Here is a 16,684-nt window from a genome sequence, read left to right as displayed (position 1 = left end):
TCTTGTACGAGAACGCCGTGCCGCCCCACTGGTAGGTCAACACCCAGATGTTGCGTGGAGCGAAGTAGAACAGCGTCGGCGCGACGGTGCCCTGGTTCATGCCGTTCTGGCTGGCCGTGGCCATCTCCGACCAGTTCGTGAACGGGCTGAAGTTCATCGAGCCCCAGGACGAGCCGAAGTCGTGCGTGGTCGCGTAGACCAGGTGCTTGCCCTGGTACGGGGCGACGGTGAAGTCCTTCAGCGACGCCCAGCCGGACTTCGGCTGCGCCAGCGGGCCGGTCGACGACCACCGGTACGTCGTCGGGAGGTTGCAGGTGCCGCTCGGCGGCGGCGTGGTGGGAGTGCCCCCGCCGTCGACACGGGCGAGCTGCCACTGCTGGTTGCTGCCGTTCCAGTCGTCGTACTGGACGATGCTGCCGCCGTCGGCGGTCGACGCTCCCTGCACCTCCACCGCCTTGTTGCTGTTCCGGTTGATCAGCCGGACGTAGCCGCTGTCGGAGTCGGCGAGCCGGAACTGCTGGTTGGTCCCGTTGGCGTCGGACCACTGCACGATGTTGGCGGAGTTGGCGGTGGAGAAGTTGTAGACGTCAAGCACCTTGCCGGACAGCCGGGACCGCAGCCGGTAGTAGCCACCGCCCGAGTCCACGAACTGCCACTGCTGCTGGTTGCCGTTGTTACGCGCCCACTGCACGATCCGCGCGCCGTCGGTCGTGGCCAGGTTGTAGACGTCCAGGGCCTTGCCGCTGTTGCGGTTCACCAGCACGTACCAGGCGTTGGTGTCGACCGTCGCCGCGGCGGCGGGGGACGACACCACGGCCGCCGCGCCGACGCCGGCCAGCACGGCCGTCACACCGGCTGCGACGACGCGCGGCAACCATTGCCGCCGTCGACTCGGCGGGGCGACGGATGGGGACCTACCAAAGCCGAACATGATCCTCCTCGATGGCCGGAACCCGGACGTACGCCGCCCGGGTGTTAGCGCTAACAAGACGTGGCCCACGCGTCGCGCACGCCAGTCCCGACAAGGCAGACCCGCCCCGGTCAGCCCCCGCCTCGTCCTTGACCATCGAATGTGGGCGATAACAGAACGTTCGTCAAGTCGTAACTTTCCCGAAGCATCCATCGGCGGTGGCCGGAGCGCCCTCCCGCGCAGGTGCGGTGCCGCCTCCCGGCACGCCGGCCGACGCCGGCCACGGTAATGATGACGCTAACATCGACGTTTGCGCATCATTCGGTCGCGACCGCGACGCCGTGACGAGACGCAAACAGCTTCCTGACAGTCCGCGGCGATCCTGAGCCTCGCTGGTGGGCACCGCGCCGCGGGGCCCCGACAGGAAGGCGTCACGATGAGGAAGCATTCGATGGCCGCGCTGGTGCTGGCCGTCACGATCGGCGGCAGCGGGTGCTCGGCCACCGGAGACGACCGGGCCGACGCCGGCACGCCGGACGTGGCCACGCTCCGCACCGCCACGCCCGCCGCCACGACCCCGGCGCCGCCGACCGACAAGCGGCCCCGCGCCCGTCTCGACGACACCGACGAGGACACCCGCGCCCGCTACGCGCCCTACGAGAAGTGCATGACCGAGCACGGCGTCGACATCAGGAGGACCCGGGCCGAGGGCGTCACCTCGGGCCCGATCGGCGCCGCGAACAAGGCCTGCGGGAACCTGCTGCCCCTGCCGCCCTGGGAACTCGACCCGGCCAACCCGGAGGCGAAGGACTTCGCCCGCGACGTCGTCGCCTGCCTCAAGGAGAAGGGCGTCCGGTACGTCGAGGTCAGCACCGACGGTCCGGGCTGGTCGCTCGGCGGCGAGCACAACGACGCGGAATCGATCTCGAAGGGCATGAGGTTCTCGCCCGAGTGTGAGCGTGCGGTCGCCGCCAAGCGGAAGTAGCCACCCTGCCGGGAGGCGCCACCCGCACCGGGTGGCGCCTCCCGCGTGTGCCGGCACGTCTCAGGTCGAGGCGAGCGCCTCCGTCGGCGTCAGACGGGACGCCCGGATCGACGGATAGACACCGGCGAGCACACCGACCACGACGGCGCCGCCGAGCCCGGCGAGCGTCGCCGGCACCGAGACCACCACCGGCCAGCCCTGCCAGGTCGCGTAACCGGCGGTGGCGACCGTGCCGATCAGCGTCCCGGCGACCCCGCCGAGCGCGGCCAACGCGGCGGACTCGGTGAGGAACTGGGCGCGGATCTGGCCACGGTGCGCGCCGAGCGCGCGGCGCAGGCCGATCTCGGTACGCCGTTCCAGCACCGAGACCACCATCGTGTTCGCCACGCCGATCCCACCGACAAGCAACGCGATCGCGGCCAAGCCGAGGAACAGCGTGGCGAAGTTGCTCTCGGTGGCCCGCTTCGCGGTGAGCGCGTCCGACGGACGGGTCACCACCACCTGCCCGGGACGGACCGGCGAGATGGTGGCCGGCAGGACCTCCCGGACGGCCTCCACAGCCGACTCCCGGCACCGCAGGTAGATGACCGTGGGACGCCCGTCGAAGCGCAGATGGTCACGGGCCGCCTCCCAGCCGACCAGGACCGAGCGGTCGAGGTCCGGCGAGAGCGGCGTCCGGGCGAGGATGCCGACGACGGTGAACCACCGGTCGCCGATGAACACCGACGGACCGGGACCACCGGTGGCGGGCAGGTCGGCGAAACCCAGTCGGGTGGCGGCGACGGAGCCGAGCACCACGGTCGGGAACCGTTCCGTGACCGCGTCGAGCCACCGCCCGGAGCGCACCTTCCCGTCGACCGCCCGCAGCAGGTCCGGGCGGGCGGCCAGCACGGTCAGGCCGGAACCGTCGCCGGCGTCGGTACGGTCGTTGCGGCGTACGAGCGCGTGGGTGTTCGCGACCGCGCTCGCCACGGTGACCGGCCCGATGCGCCCGACCATCGCCACTGACTCCTCGGGGAACTCCGCCGGCGAGTCCGGGTCGGACTGCGCCCGCGCCTGGAGATGGTCGGTGCCGAGCGCGGACAGCTCGCGCAGCAGCGCCGCCTGGCCGGAGGCCGGTACGCCGGTGACGAGCACCGTGGTGGCGATGCCGATCGCGATGCCCAACGCCGAGAACGCGGCCCGGGCCCGGCGGGTACGGATGCCGAGCAGCCCGACGTCGAGCAGGTCGAGCGGGGAGAGCCGGACCCGGCGGATCATCGGACCACCGCCGTGTCGCGCACCAGCCGGCCGTCGCGCAGCTCGACGCGGCGGGGAAGGTCGGCGGCGATCTCGTTGTCGTGTGTGATGACGGCGATGGTGGTGCCCTCCTCGTTGAGCCGGCGCAGCAGGCGGAGCACGGCACGCCCGTTGTCGGTGTCCAGGGCGCCGGTGGGTTCGTCGGCCAGCACGAGGGCGGGGCCGTTGACGAGCGCCCGGGCGATGGCGACCCGTTGGCGCTCGCCACCGGAGAGCTGCGCCGGACGGTGGTCGACACGGTGGGCCAGGCCGACCCGGTCGAGTGCGTCGAGCGCGAGCGGCCGACGGCGGCGGCGCGGGACCCCGGCGTAGAGCAGGCCGGTGGCCACGTTCTCGGCGGCGGTGAGGCCGGCAGCGAGATGGAACTGCTGGAAGACGAAGCCGAGCCAGCGGCCACGCAGGGCGGAGAGCCGGCGGTCGGAGAGCCCGGCCACGTCCTGCCCGGCGATCGAGATCGTGCCGGAGGTGGGCCGGTCCAGGGTGCCCATGAGGTTGAGCAGGGTCGACTTGCCGGAGCCGGACGGCCCGACGATGGCGACCAGTTCGCCCTCGGTGATGTCCAGCGAGACCCCCCGCAACGCCTCGACACCGCCGGGGTAGCGCATGCTGACGTCGCGCGCCGAGAGCACCGGGGTCACGAGGTGGTCACCACCGGGGTCCCCGCGCGGAGACCGTCGCCCCTGACCTCGACGAGCCCCTGGGCGAAGAGCCCGGTCTCGACCGGGACCAGCCCCCCGCCGGAGATCTGGACGCCGTAGCCGCCCTCGCTGAGCGCGAGCAACGCGCCGACCGGTACGACGAGGACGCCTTCGTGGGTCTCGGCGGCGAAGTCGACCCGCACGTCGGCGACGCTGATCCGGGCCGTGGCGGCGGACCCCTTCACCACGATCGTCACGGTGACGGTGGGCGGGCCGCCGGTGCCGGCATCGCCCTCCGCCGCCTTCACCGCCTGGCCGACGGCGGTGACCCGGCCGCCGATCGTGCTCTCGTCGGGCAGGTGCACGGTGACCGCGTCGCCCGGCGCGATCGAGGCCGCGTCGGCGACGCTCGCCTCCACGGTGACGACCTTCGAGGTCCGGGTGACCGACAGCAGCGGGGCGTCCGCGCTGTCGCCCGGCTGGGCGGCGACGGAGTCGACCCGGACCGCGCCGACGAGCACCACCACGTCCCCGGCCTCGATCGTGCCGGTCACCGGCACCCCCAGATCGTGCTGCCAGCGCTTGACCGCGTCCCGCAACGCGGCGGTCAGCACGCTCTCGTCCCTGGCCACCGGCACCTTTGGAGCGGGCGTGGCCGACGACCGGGCCGGCCGGGCGGCGAACGCCGGTCGGTCACCGACGTCGTAGCCGAGGGCGTGCAGGTTGTCGGCGACGATCCGCACGTCCCGGCCGACCGTGCCGAGGTCGCGCAGCGGGCGGAACAGCGGCATCCCGCCGTAGAAGAGCGGCACCGGCCGGTCGTCGACCCGGTAGAGCTGCTGGCCGCGCCGCACCGACGCGCCCGGGGCGGGCAGCCACGTCACCGTGCCGCTCCGGCCGCCCTTGAGCAGTCGGGCGGCGCCGAAGCCGAGCGTGCCCGGCAGCGACTGCGCCGTCGACAGGTCCTGCTTCACCACCGCGACGCTCCGTACGCCTGCCGGTTCGTTCGCTGTCGACGCCGGGCCGGTGTCCCGGCCGGACCAGACGACGACGGCCGCGGCGAGCAGTCCGGCGACGACGACCGCGGGGACCACCGCCCTCGTCAGGTAGCGGCGGCGCGGTGCCGGTTCCCTGCCGACGAGCGGGATGACCTGGGTTTCGGCGTCCGTCGGCGGCACCGTTCGGGTCAGTGGCATGGCGCCGATCGTGACCCGCGATCGTCAGGATCCTGTCAGGTCCGGGCATGACCTTTTCCACGGATTCGCGACCCCTCGGCTCACCTATAGTCCCCACCATGTGCGCACGGGTGATGCTCGCGGAGGACGACCGGCGGCAGGCCGAGGCGCTGCGCCGCTACCTCACGGCGGAGGGTCACGAGGCGACGGTCGTGCACGACGGCGAGGAGGCGCTGCGGGCGGCCCGGCAGCAGACGTTCGACCTGCTCCTGCTCGACGTGATGCTGCCGGGGCTGGACGGGATGCAGGTCTGCCGGATCCTCCGGCAGGAGTCGGACGTGCTGATGCTGATGCTGACCGCCCGGTCGAGTGAGGACGACCTGCTGCGCGGTCTGGACGTCGGCGCCGACGACTACATGACCAAGCCGTTCAGTCCCCGGGAACTGGTCGCCCGGGTCCGGACGCTGTTACGCCGCGTCCCCGCGACGGCCCGGCACCCACCGGTGCTCCGGGTCGGCCGCCTCACCGTCGACGAGCCCCGGCACACGGTGACCGCCGGCGGTGTCCCGGTCGACTGCACCGCCGGTGAGTTCGCCATCCTGGCGGCGATGATCCGCCAGCCCGGCCGGGTGTTCACCCGCGGCCAACTGCTGGAGCACACCCGGGGCATCGACCGGGAGTCGACCGGGCGCACCATCGACGTGCACGTGATGAACCTGCGCCGGAAGATCGAGGCGAACCCACGCCGGCCACGGCAGCTCCTGACCGTGTACGGGGTCGGCTACAAGCTGACCGCCGGGACGCCGTGAGACGCGTGCCGCCGCACCGCAGCCTGGTGGTGCGGCTGCTGGCCACCTCCCTGCTGGTGGCGGTCTGCGCGATCCTGGCCACGACCTGGCTGGCCGTCCAGTCGACCACCCAGGCGATCCAGCAGGCCCAGGGCCGTTCGCTCGCCGACGACAAGAACATCTACGACACGCTGGTGAGCTACGCCGCCACCCACCGGGACTGGTCCGGCGTGGCCGCCGTGCTCGCCGAGCGGGCCGGCACGCTCGAACGCCGGATCACGCTGATGACGCCGGACCGGCAGGTGATCGCCGACTCCGCACCGGACGGCCCGTCGCTGCGGGCGGCCCGCCCCTCGGCGACCGTCGACCCGTTGCAGGTGGACCTCGGCCTGACCGGCGGGACCGCCCGGATCGACCGGCGCGTGCTCGGGCCGTACGTGCTGACCAGCCGGGAGAGTGGCGTCACCCGGCAGTTGGCCGGGCGGTGGCTCACGTGCATCCACCGCAACTCCGCGCTGGACGGAAAGGTGGTGGTCGGCCCGACCGGCCGGGCGTCGGTCCAGGTGACCGGCATGGACGGGCGCGACGTCGTCGGCCACTGCCTGCCGGCCGACCTTGCCGGCCCGCTGCCGACCGAGGCCGGGCCGATCGCGCGGCTGCGGGACGCGACGAAGTCCTGCCTGCGCCGGGCGGGAGCACCGGACCGGGTCATGATCAGGCCGGACCGCACGGCGGTCCCGAGCGGCTCCGCCGGGCTCGACGAGCGGATCGACTCCTGCCTGCACGAGGCGCTGGTCGCCCAGCTGAGGCCGTACGCGGCACCGCCGGCGCTGCTGTTCGTGACCGATGAGGCCCAGGGCACCACCGAGCCGGTGTTCAACCTGTCCCGGGCGAACGTGATCCGCATCGTCGAGGTCACCGGCGCGGTGCTGGCGGCCACCGTGCTGGTCACCGTGCTGGTCGGGCGTCGACTGGTACGACCGCTGCGGGCGCTGACCGACGCCGCCCGGCAGCCGATGGACTCGCCGACGCGGGTGCCGGTGACCACCCGCGACGAGATCGGGCTGCTGGCCACCGCGCTCAACGACCTCGCCGCCCGGCGGGAGCAGACCGAGGCGCTGCGCAAGACCATGGTCAGCGACGTGGCGCACGAGCTGCGGACGCCGCTGAGCACCATGCGGAGCTGGCTGGAGGCCGCCCAGGACGGTCTCGCCCAGCCCGACGCGCACCTGCTCAGCCTGCTGCTCGACGAGGCGATGCTGCTCCAGCACATCATCGACGACCTGCGGGACCTGGCCGCCGCCGACGCCGGTGAGCTGCGCGTGCACCGCGAACCGCACGACGTTGCCGACCTGCTGGACCAGGTCGTCGAGGCGCACCGGGGCGCGGCCGACGCCGCCGGCGTGCGGCTGGACCTCGACGTGGCCGCCGTGCCGGAGACGGCGGTCGACGGCGCCCGGCTGCGGCAGCTCGTCGGCAACGTGGTCGCCAACGCGATCCGGCACACCGCCCCGGGTGGCTCGGTGACCGTGCGGTGCGCGGTGCGGGCGGAGCAGTTGAGCATCGTCGTGTCCGACACCGGGACCGGCATCGCGCCCGCCGACCTGTCCCGGGTCTTCGAGCGATTCTGGCGGGCCGACGACTCGCGGGCCCGCCGCACCGGGGGGAGCGGGCTCGGCCTGTCGATCGCCCGCAAGCTCACCGAGGCACACGGCGGCACCATCTCCGTCGCGAGTGTGCTCGGCGTGGGCAGCACGTTCACCGTCCGACTGCCGATCGTCGCCGCCGTACCGCACTGACCGGCCGGGCCGGGACATCGCGATGCCCCGGCCCGGCCGTCACTCAGGAAATGGCGCGGTCAGCCGCAGCGCTGACCGTTGAGCGTGAAGGCGGTCGGCGCCGGGTTGGTGCCGCTCCAGGTGCCGTTGAAGCCGATGCTGGTGGACGCGCCGGGGGCGAGTTTGCCGTTCCAGCTCAGGTTCTCGGCGGTGACGCCCGTCCCGCTCTGCTTCCAGGTGGCCGACCAGCCCTGGCCGACCTTCTGGCCGGTGGTGGGGAAGTCGAAGGCGAGCTTCCAGCCGTCGATCGCGGTGGCGCCGGTGTTCTTGACGGTGACGGTGGCGGTGAAGCCACCCGGCCAACTGTTCGCCGCGTAGCCGACCGTGCAGCCGCCGGTCGGGGTGGTGGGCGCGGTCCGCACGGCCAGGCCGGGCGAGGCCGCCGAGACGTTGCCCGCCGCGTCCCGGGCGGTCACCACGAAGGTGTACGGGGTGTCCGCCGTCAACCCGGTCACGGTGTACGCGGTGCTCGTGGTGCTGCCCACCTTCACGGTGCCGGTGGTGTCGACCCGGTGCACGTCGTAGCCGGTGACGCCGACGTTGTCGGTGGACGGCGTCCAGCTCAGCGCCACGCTGTCGCCGGTGACCGTGCCGGCAACCGGCTTGCCCGGGGCGGTCGGCGGCTGGGTGTCGCCGGGCGTGGTGCCGCGCGGCAGCACCAGGTGGGTGATCGAGTTGGCCGGGAAGGTGGCGGTGAAGCCGCCGGCGGTCACCGGCTGGTCGGCCTCCCGGACCACGCCGGCGAGGTTCGCCCCGCTGTAGCGGTAGACCTCGGCGCTGCCGGCGGTGGCGCCGGTCAGGGCCACCGGGCTGGTCAGGTCGTCGCCGCTCTTGTTGACCACGACCAGGGTGAGCGCCTTGTCGGCGGTCCGCTCGGCCGCGTACACGGCCAGTTTGTCCTGGTCGGCGCTGGTGGCCCGGACGGACGTCTCACCGAACGCGCCGCCCTTGCCGTCGTAGTTGCGGTAGATCCGGAACGCGTCGGCCACCGGCTGGTCGGCGGTCGGCGCGGTCCAGAGGCTGGCCAGGTCGAGCCCCTCCCGGCCGAAGATGCCGAGCACGTCCGCCTGGGCCAGCGCGCCGTTCAGCGAGCCGTACCCGCCCCAGCTGTACTCGGTCATCGCGATCTTCGTGCCCGGGTAGTGCTTGTCGACCAGCTCGCGCATCCGCGGAATGAACCGGACCGGCTGGTTGATCCAGCTCTCGTCCACGTACGTCGGGTCCCAGAGCTGGCGGGTCGAGCGCAGTCGCAGCGCCTGGGTGGCGGCGTCCCCGGCACCGGACCCGCTGACGCCGGACTGCTGCGGGTAGAGGTGCACGTCGAAGTAGTCGAGGACCCGGGTGCCGTGCTGCTGCTCGTACTCCCGCATTCGGTCCAGGTACCACGGGCCGAGGTCCTGGCCGCCGTGCGCGGCCTTGTCCGGCGGGTTCGACCAGCAGCCGGTCCGGGAGCAGGTGTCCTGGTCCAGCCCCGAGTAGAAGATCGAGTTCAGGCCCCAGCCGACCGGGCCCAGCGTCTTCGCCCCCGGGTCGGCCGCCTTGATCGCCGCGCCGTACGCGTAGGTGCGGTCGCGCAGCTCGTCGTAGCCGAGCCCGACCGGGCGGACGTCGCGGTGGGTCGAGTGCCACAGGTCCGGCTCGTTGTCCAGGTTGTAGAACCGCACCCCGCCGCTGCCGGCTGCGCCGAACCGCTCCTTGAGATGGTTGACGAAGTCGGTGGCGTACTCCGGACCGACGGCGACGCTGGTGTCCTCCGGGTCGTTGCCGGTGATCAGGCTGCCGTCCGGCTTCTTGCCGTTGCCGCAGTCGGGTGCCCACTGGTCGGTGGACTCCTGCGGGCCGTACTTCGCCACGCTGAAGCCGCACGCCTTGGCCCGGTCCTTGGCGACCCAGCCGATCATCGGCATCGTCATGATCGTGTCGGTGCCGGTGGCCTTGTTCCGTGCCACGAACCGGTCGCTCTCCGAGCCGTCGGGCAGGCTGTCCGGATCGGCGTTGTCGTTCGGGATGTTCTCGAAGTACCAGTCCGCGGCCCGGTTGGTGGTGTCGTTGCGGAAGTTGTAGCGGGTGGTGGCGTTGCCGCCGTACCGGTGCACCGGTAGCCGTAGCTCCCGGGCGAGCGCCTCGTCGGCGAAGTTCATCCCGTAGACGTACGGGCTGATCGCGTGCCGGTCGGCGGTGGTGTCGACGGCCAGCGCCGGGCCGGCGGCGGCCTGGGCGGGCCCTGGTAGGGCCAGGCCGCCGAGCGTGGCGGCAAGCACGACCGGGAGCAGTGCTGTGGTGGGACGCACGAGCTCTTCCTTCCTGAGGAAATCGAAGCTCGCCGTTGGGAGCGCCCCCACAGCCTGGCCCGGTTCGCTGCCCGCGTCAACACGTCGGCGTCCGGTGGATCAGCGCCGCAGCGTCTGGCCGGGTGTCTCGCCGTACGCCCGGCGGTAGCGCATCGCGAACCGGGCCGGGTCGGCGAAGCCCCACCTGTTGGCGATGAGCGAGATGGTCCGGTCGTCGCCGGCCGTGGCCCGGCTGAGGTCCTCCCGGGCCTTGTCGAGCCGGACCCGCCACAGGTAGGCCATCGGGGTGACACCGAGATGCCGGCGGAAGGTCAGCCCGAGCGCGCGGGCCGTCACGTTGGCGGCGCGGGCGATGTCGGCGACGCCGAGGTCGACGTGCGGGTTGGATTCGATGAACGCGATCGCGCGACGCAGCGTCTCCCGGTGGGCGTCGTGCCGGTCCTCGATGCTCGGCTCCCGCGACACGTCGCCCGGAAAGGCGGTGAGCGCGGTCGCGGCAAGCATCCGGACGGCGGCACCGACCACGAGCGGCTCGCCCGCGGCGTACGGCTGGTCGAACAGCTCTCGGACGTATCGGACGGCGGCGAGCCACTGCTCGGCGTATCCCGGCAACGGTTCCCACGACCGTGGCTGCCACCGGCCGCCCGACCCGGTGTCGGCGACGTCGTGGAGGAGGGCTGCGGGCAGCCCGACGACGTCGAGGTTCGGGGAGCGCAGCCGGCAGTGCCAGTCCGCCCGCGGCTGATTGCCGATGTAGATGTCCCCGGGCCCGTAGCGGGCCTCAGCCCGACCCCGGACGAAGGTGACCCGGCCGGACATGACGGTGGTGAGCAGGACCTGGTCGTCGCCTTCGAGGTGGAAGTCGAGGACGGCCGGGCAACGCGCGGTGTTCAGGGTGATCCCGCCGCCCTCCACCCGGTCGAAGCTGATCCGCATCGGATCGCCCGCGCCGGCGACCTTCAGGTGCGCGCCGTACAACCGGCCCAGGAACTCCCGCGCCTCGTCCGGCTCCGACGAGGCCAACCGCACGCGCTGAGGAAGACCGGCGGATTTGGTTGCGGATCCGTCCATGAGTTCTCCCTTGCCGGCGCCGCCAGCAGCCTGGTCGACCTGCCCACCATCGTCAGCCCTTCTCGCACACGTGCCCCGCCCTGGGGCCACGTCGTCCCTCTGGTGCCCGCACCTCGTCGACGATTTTGTCACCCGTAGGCATCGAGCGGACACGCGACGTGCCGGGGCTGCGCAGGTCGTTCCGCAGCCGTTGGCGGTCGGATCGGGAAACGCATACGCCCGCGCAACAGCCCGGCGTCTTCACTTCAGAGACGGACCGGGAGGCCGTCCGCCCGATCCGCCACCGGAGAGGAGCACGGGCATGGGTTCGCCACGGGGCATCGACCGGCGAGGAGAGGTGGGGGTCGCGCCACCCCGGCGTACGCGAAGGGTCGTGCTCGTCGGCGCGGCGGTCCTCGGCCTGGCGGTCGCCGCCTTCGTGGTGCGACGCCCGCTGCTGATGGCCGCCCCGGCGTGCCGGGCCGGGCGGTGGCACGGCTGCTTCGACACGGAGAACGGTGTGCTGCTCATGACGCTGGTCGGGCTGCCGGTCGCCGCGCTGGCGGTGGGTGCCCTGGTGGTGGGTCGGCGGGCCGCCGGTGCGTGGCGGTCGTCGGTGGCCGAGGTGGGCATGGTCTACGGAACGGTGCCGTTCGTCTGGATGACGCTGATGCCGGGCCCGGGGGCCGGCGTCGCGCCGGGCCGGGTCAGCCTGGTGCCGCTGCGGGACCTGGCCACGATGGGGCCGCTCGGGATCGGGGGCAACCTGCTGGTGCTCGCGGCACTGGGCTTCTTCGCGCCGATGCGGTTCGCGGCGCTGGCGTCCGTACCACGGCTCCTGGCGCTCGGGGCGGTCTGCTCGGCCGTGATCGAGACCCTCCAGTACGTGCTGCGGCTGGACCGGGTGTCGTCGGTGGACGACGTGCTGGTCAACGCCGCCGGCGCGGTGCTGTTCGGGCTGGCGTCCCGCCGCTGGTGGCGCACCCCGACGCAACGACGTCATCCGGTGCCGGCGGCGGCAGACTGAGTCGCATGCGGGTACTGGTCGTGGAGGACGAGCCCTACCTGGCCGAAGCCGTCCGGGACGGTCTGCGGCTGGCGGCGATCGCCGCCGACGTCGCCGGCGACGGTGACACCGCCCTGGAACTGCTCGGCGTCAACGCCTACGACCTGGCGGTGCTCGACCGGGACATCCCCGGGCCCTCCGGCGACGAGGTCGCCCGGCACATCGTCGCCTCCGGCAGCGGCATTCCGATCCTCATGCTCACCGCCGCCGACCGGATCGACGACAAGGCCTCCGGGTTCGCGCTGGGCGCCGACGACTACCTCACCAAGCCGTTCGAGATGCGCGAGCTGGTCCTGCGGCTGCGGTCGCTGGACCGCCGGCGCGGGCACGCCCGGCCCCCGGTGCGCCGGATCGCGGGCCTGCGGCTCGACCCGTTCCGCCGGGAGGTCTTCCGCGACGGGCGCTACGTCGCGCTGACCCGCAAGCAGTTCGCCGTGCTGGAGGTGCTCGTCGCTGCCGAGGGCGGCGTGGTCAGCGCCGAGGAACTCCTGGAACGGGCCTGGGACGCGCACGCGGACCCGTTCACCAACGCGGTGCGTATCACCGTCTCCGCGCTGCGCAAACGGCTCGGCGAACCATGGGTCATCGCCACCGTGCCCGGCGTCGGCTACCGCATCGAGGCGCAACCGGCCGAAGGCGGCACGCATGGCTAGGGCGGCGGGGCTGAGCGTCCGGGTCCGGCTCACCCTCAGCTACGCCGGATTCCTGGTGCTCGCCGGTGTGCTGCTGCTCGCGGCGGTGTGGGTGTTCCTCCTGCGGTACGTCCCGGACCGGGCCATGCTGATCGTCCCCGGCTCGGCGGACACGCTCACTCCCGGCGTCTTTCCCGTCCGGTCCAACCTGCTGCGTGTCTTCGCGCCGAGAGCCGCCGAGATCCTGGTGTTCCTGCTGGCCTTCGGCCTCTTCGGGGGCTGGATCCTCGCCGGACGGATGCTCGCGCCGCTGACCCGGATCACGGCGGCGGCAACGATGGCCGGGACCGGCTCGCTGTCGCACCGGATCCGGCTGACGGGTCGACGCGACGAGTTCCGGGACCTCTCCGACGCGTTCGACGCGATGCTCGAACGCATCGAGTCCCACGTCGCCGAGCAGCAGCGATTCGCCGCGAACGCCTCGCACGAGCTGCGTACCCCGTTGGCGATCTCGCGGGCGCTGCTCGACGTGGCCCGCGACGACCCGACGCGGGACCGGGACGAACTCGTCGACCGCCTGCACGAGGTCAACCGGCGGGCGATCGACCTCACCGAGGCCCTGCTGCTGCTCAGTCGCAGCGAACGCGCCGTCGTGGCCCGCGAGCGGGTCGACCTCTCCCTGCTCGCCGAGGAGGCCGCCGAAACGCTGCTCCCGGTCGCCGAACGACGCCGGGTCACGCTCGACGTCACCGGCGGTGCGGCCCCGACCAGCGGCTCCGCCGAGCTGCTGCGGCGGATGGTGACCAACCTCGTCCAGAACGCCGTCGTCCACAACCTGCCCGGGGGCGGCACGGTGACGGTCCGCACCGCGACGTCCGGTGACGCCAGCGTGCTGCGGGTGGCGAACACCGGGCCTCCGCTCCCACCGGACCTGGTCCCGACGCTCACCGAGCCGTTCCGGCGCGGGACGCAACGGGTACGCGTCGACGAGCACGCCGGCGTCGGCCTCGGCCTGGCCATCGTGCGCAGCGTCGTCCGCGCCCACGGCGGGACGCTCACCCTGGTCCCCGGCCCCGACGGTGGGCTCCTCGTCACGGTGCGCCTTCCCGGCCCGCTCTGACGTGGCGCCTCGGCGGGGCCTGTGCACACGCCACACGGAGGAAACGCTACCTGCCAGCGGGTGCCTCCCGTCTGCCGCACACTGGACTCCGGCCGCGACGGGGGACAAGGCGCGCGTCGTCGTCTGAGCGCCGCATGCTGGGGTGCACCCGAGGAGCATGCGTGAGCCAGATCTTGGAGACGACGGACGTCGACCTCGCCGAGCACATCCTCCATGACAACTACGGCGGCAACATCCGCATCGATGCCAGCGGCTCTTTCGACGCGTTACGGCTGGACGCTGCCGAGATCACTCCGTCGGCACGACTCGACCGGATCACCTTCGGTCTCAGCTTCAACGTCCAGGCCGATGCGCTGGGTGTGCTGGTGATCTGCCGCATCGACTCCGGTCGGCTGGCCTACCATCCGGCCGGCGATGTCGCCACCGCCTACGGCCTCGGTGACGCGTTCATTCCTGTTCGGCCGGAGCGTGGCTTCACCGCCGACTGCGCGACGGCCGACTTCCACACGGCCGTCCTCGACCCGGCTCTGGTCGAGAGCGTCGCCGAAGCCGCGCCCGGCCGCCGGCCCGGACTTGTCCGCTTCACCAGCCACAAGGCCGTTTCCGCGCACGCCACTCAGCGGTGGGACACGGTGTACGGGTACGCCCGCGAGACAGTCGACCTCGGGGTGGCCGGGGAGCCGCTGCTCGCCGGCAGCATCGCCCGGTTGCTGGCGGCCACCGCCCTGACCGTCTTCCCGAACAACACGCTCAGCGATCCCACGATCGAGGACCGCCACGACGCCCACCCCCGGATGCTGCGTCGCGCGATCACGTTCATCGAGGGAAACGGGCACTGGGACATCACGCTCGCCGACATCGCCGCCGCGGCCCGCGTGACCATCCGCACCCTTCACCTGGCGTTCCGTCGGCATCTCGACACCACCCCTACCGCCTACCTGCGGTGGATGCGGCTCGAACACGCCGATCAGGAGCTACGCCGGGCGGATGCGGCCGATGACGTCACAGTCGCCGAGACGGCCCGACGCTGGGGATGGGCCAGCGCTCGCCAGTTCGCCGCCGCCTATCGGCGACGCTTCGGCTCGCCACCGACCGGGCCACCGCACGACCGCGCGCCGTGAGCGCCGGGAGGCGTACCCGATCCGCGGCCGGCGGACGCCGGTGTCACAGTCGCGGGTGACACCGGCGTCGCCCGGTCGTTACGGGGTGACCACCTTGCCGCCGAACGTCACGACGAGGCGGCCGTCGGAGGCGAAGGACCAGCCGAGGGCACCGGAGTACTGGGCGCAGCGGGACCCGTTGCTGCCGGAGAAGAACTGGTTGGAGCTGTCGGAGTTGCCGACGATCCGGTCGTTCGTGCCACCGTCGCACGAGGTGTTGTTCCGGAACACCGAGGAGCCGCCGTCGAAGTTGAAGTTGCGCTCGGTGTTGCCGATGCCGGCGTTGTTCGACACCGTCATCGAGCCGACGTTGCGGTTGTAGGTGAAGCCGTGCTGGCCGTTGTCGTACGCGATGTTGCCGCGCACGACGTGGTTCACGCCGATGTCCTCGCCGCCGAGCTTGAAGCCGTTGCGGTCGCCGTTGCCGGCCTGGCCACCGTTGCTCAGCGTGCCGTTGCCGTACGCCAGGGAGGACTCGATGGTCACCGGACCGATGGGCCCGGTGTCGCTCTTGGTGTAGAGGTCGTACCCGTCGTCGATGTTGTTGTGGGACACCGTGTAGCGGAAGATGTTGCCGGTGCCGACCGTCAGCTTCGGGGCGAAGCCGTCGGCGTCCTCACCGTCGGAGTCGGCGTTGTCGTGCGACTCGGTGCTCACCACCAGGTTGTTGGCGGGCCACTGGTCGCGGGGCGCGTTGGCGACCAGCCGCGAGAGCTGGAGCCCGGAGTCCCGGTTGAAGCGGGTCACCACGCGCTCGACGATGTTGTTGTTGCCGGCGAGCAGGATGCCGTTGTCCCCGGCCCGCTCGACGACGATGCCGCGGATGTGCCAGTACGACCCGCCCAGTTGGAGCCCGCGGTTCGCCGGGTCCTCGCTCTGCGCCGAGAAGTTCAGCACCGGCGTCTCGCCCGGGTAGGCGAAGATGTTCTTACGCGCGCTCGACGTGCCGTTGTTGCCCTGGCCGATGGTGACGGTCTGCGTGTAACGGTAGGTGCCGCCGCGCAGGTAGATGGTGCCGCCGGCGGCGACCCGGGTGATCGCCGAGGCGAGCGTGGTCGGGTTCGCCTGCGTGCCGGCCGCGCCGTCGGTGCCGGCCGGTGCCACGTACAGCGTGCCGCTCGACGGGGGCGGGGTGGTCGGTGGCGGCGTGGTCGGTCCGGTGGTGGGCGGCGGGGTGGTGGGCCCGGTGGTCGGCGGCGGCGTGGTCGCGCCCGAGGCGTACGTCTCGAACTCCGCGATCCGCGGGGTGGCGGTCGAGCTGGTGATCTCGAAATTAATCTTGCGAAGGGCGGTCGCGGCGAACGTGATGACGCCCGCCCCGGTACCGCTGGCCAGCGTGGCGCCGGTGTCGTTGTTGACCACCCGCCAGGAGCCGACCGCCCCGACCGCGCCGGCCGCCTCCCGGATGTTGATCGAGGCGACCGTGGTGGCGGAACCCCACTTCACCGAGATGCGGCCGGTCGAGCCGGCCGGCGACCAGTAGGTGCTCATGTCGCCGTCGATCGCGCTTCCGTAGCTGGTGCCGTCGGCCTTGCTGGAACCGTCCGCGCCGGCCCCGAGACTGAGGTTTATGGCATTGGCGTTGATCGATGCCAAATCGAGGTCGCCGAATGCCCCCGACGCCTGGCTCACCGGTATCGTAGCGACGACCGCCACGGCGGCGACCACGGCGAACCCGCCGGTAAGAAGCTTGTGTCGCACTGCGGTTCTCACAGTTGGACTCCTCGGGAGT

The 16,684-nt window shown here is 72.4% G+C and carries 13 protein-coding genes and 1 pseudogene; 7 read left to right on the top strand and 7 right to left on the bottom strand.

What is annotated here, in order from left to right; translation table 11 throughout:
* On the bottom strand, nt 1-931 hold a 931-nt coding region (locus tag C8054_RS10455; protein ID WP_199199673.1), incomplete at its 3' end, for a non-reducing end alpha-L-arabinofuranosidase family hydrolase.
* Between the two features lie 415 nt (nt 932-1,346).
* Here C8054_RS10455 and C8054_RS10450 point away from each other — a divergent pair.
* A complete protein-coding gene (locus C8054_RS10450) occupies nt 1,347-1,895 on the top strand; it encodes a hypothetical protein (protein ID WP_146179903.1) in 549 nt (182 codons plus the stop codon).
* Nucleotides 1,896-1,955: 60 nt separating this feature from the next.
* On the opposite strand, the gene C8054_RS10445 is transcribed toward C8054_RS10450, so the two are convergent.
* Genes C8054_RS10445 through C8054_RS10435 form a run of 3 tightly spaced genes read right to left on the bottom strand, consistent with a single transcriptional unit; the run spans nt 1,956 to nt 5,028 of the window.
* Nucleotides 1,956-3,155 (bottom strand): ABC transporter permease, encoded by a 1,200-nt coding sequence (locus C8054_RS10445; protein ID WP_107156552.1) that lies wholly within the window; start codon nt 3,153-3,155, stop codon nt 1,956-1,958.
* The gene (locus C8054_RS10440; RefSeq protein ID WP_255563000.1) at nt 3,152-3,823 is read right to left on the bottom strand and encodes an ABC transporter ATP-binding protein; all 672 of its coding nucleotides are present in this window, start codon (nt 3,821-3,823) and stop codon (nt 3,152-3,154) included. The genes C8054_RS10445 and C8054_RS10440 overlap by 4 nt, the downstream gene beginning before the upstream one ends.
* 5 nt (nt 3,824-3,828) lie before the next feature.
* Nucleotides 3,829-5,028, bottom strand: coding sequence for an efflux RND transporter periplasmic adaptor subunit (locus C8054_RS10435; RefSeq protein WP_199199672.1), 1,200 nt, complete (start codon nt 5,026-5,028; stop codon nt 3,829-3,831).
* Between the two features lie 98 nt (nt 5,029-5,126).
* On the opposite strand from C8054_RS10435, the gene C8054_RS10430 reads away from it, so the two are divergent.
* Together C8054_RS10430 and C8054_RS10425 are read left to right on the top strand one after the other, a co-directional pair.
* Nucleotides 5,127-5,816, top strand: a complete 690-nt coding sequence (locus tag C8054_RS10430; protein WP_107156550.1) for a response regulator transcription factor — start codon at nt 5,127-5,129, stop codon at nt 5,814-5,816.
* A complete protein-coding gene (locus C8054_RS10425) occupies nt 5,813-7,594 on the top strand; it encodes a cell wall metabolism sensor histidine kinase WalK (RefSeq protein WP_107156549.1) in 1,782 nt (593 codons plus the stop codon). The genes C8054_RS10430 and C8054_RS10425 overlap by 4 nt, the downstream gene beginning before the upstream one ends.
* A 59-nt stretch (nt 7,595-7,653) precedes the next feature.
* Here C8054_RS10425 and C8054_RS33075 read toward each other — a convergent pair whose 3' ends face one another.
* Together C8054_RS33075 and C8054_RS10415 are read right to left on the bottom strand one after the other, a co-directional pair.
* Nucleotides 7,654-9,924, bottom strand: a complete 2,271-nt coding sequence (locus C8054_RS33075) for a glycoside hydrolase family 44 protein (RefSeq protein WP_107156548.1) — start codon at nt 9,922-9,924, stop codon at nt 7,654-7,656.
* A 99-nt stretch (nt 9,925-10,023) separates the two neighbouring features.
* On the bottom strand, nt 10,024-10,995 hold the full coding sequence (locus C8054_RS10415) for an AraC family transcriptional regulator (protein ID WP_107156547.1): 972 nt from the start codon (nt 10,993-10,995) through the stop codon (nt 10,024-10,026).
* Nucleotides 10,996-11,296: 301 nt separating this feature from the next.
* Here C8054_RS10415 and C8054_RS10410 point away from each other — a divergent pair, with 301 nt between their 5' ends.
* The 4 genes from C8054_RS10410 (at nt 11,297) to C8054_RS10395 (ending at nt 14,913) form a co-directional block, all read left to right on the top strand.
* On the top strand, nt 11,297-12,001 hold the full coding sequence (locus C8054_RS10410) for a VanZ family protein (RefSeq protein WP_107156546.1): 705 nt from the start codon (nt 11,297-11,299) through the stop codon (nt 11,999-12,001).
* A 5-nt stretch (nt 12,002-12,006) separates the two neighbouring features.
* On the top strand, nt 12,007-12,693 hold the full coding sequence (locus C8054_RS10405; protein WP_107156545.1) for a response regulator transcription factor: 687 nt from the start codon (nt 12,007-12,009) through the stop codon (nt 12,691-12,693).
* Nucleotides 12,686-13,792, top strand: a complete 1,107-nt coding sequence (locus tag C8054_RS10400; protein ID WP_107156544.1) for a HAMP domain-containing sensor histidine kinase — start codon at nt 12,686-12,688, stop codon at nt 13,790-13,792. Before C8054_RS10405 ends, C8054_RS10400 begins: the two co-directional genes overlap by 8 nt.
* A 161-nt stretch (nt 13,793-13,953) precedes the next feature.
* Nucleotides 13,954-14,913, top strand: a complete 960-nt coding sequence (locus C8054_RS10395; protein ID WP_158273836.1) for a helix-turn-helix transcriptional regulator — start codon at nt 13,954-13,956, stop codon at nt 14,911-14,913.
* 78 nt (nt 14,914-14,991) lie between these two features.
* Here the strand turns inward: C8054_RS10395 and C8054_RS10390 are convergent.
* A pseudogene (locus tag C8054_RS10390) lies at nt 14,992-16,521 on the bottom strand (cellulose-binding protein); the annotation flags it as partial.
* Nucleotides 16,522-16,684 lie beyond the last annotated feature (163 nt).

It is taken from the genome of Micromonospora sp. RP3T, from assembly GCF_003027925.1.
Classification (GTDB): domain Bacteria; phylum Actinomycetota; class Actinomycetes; order Mycobacteriales; family Micromonosporaceae; genus Micromonospora.
This window is presented reverse-complemented; position numbering and strand designations above follow the sequence as displayed.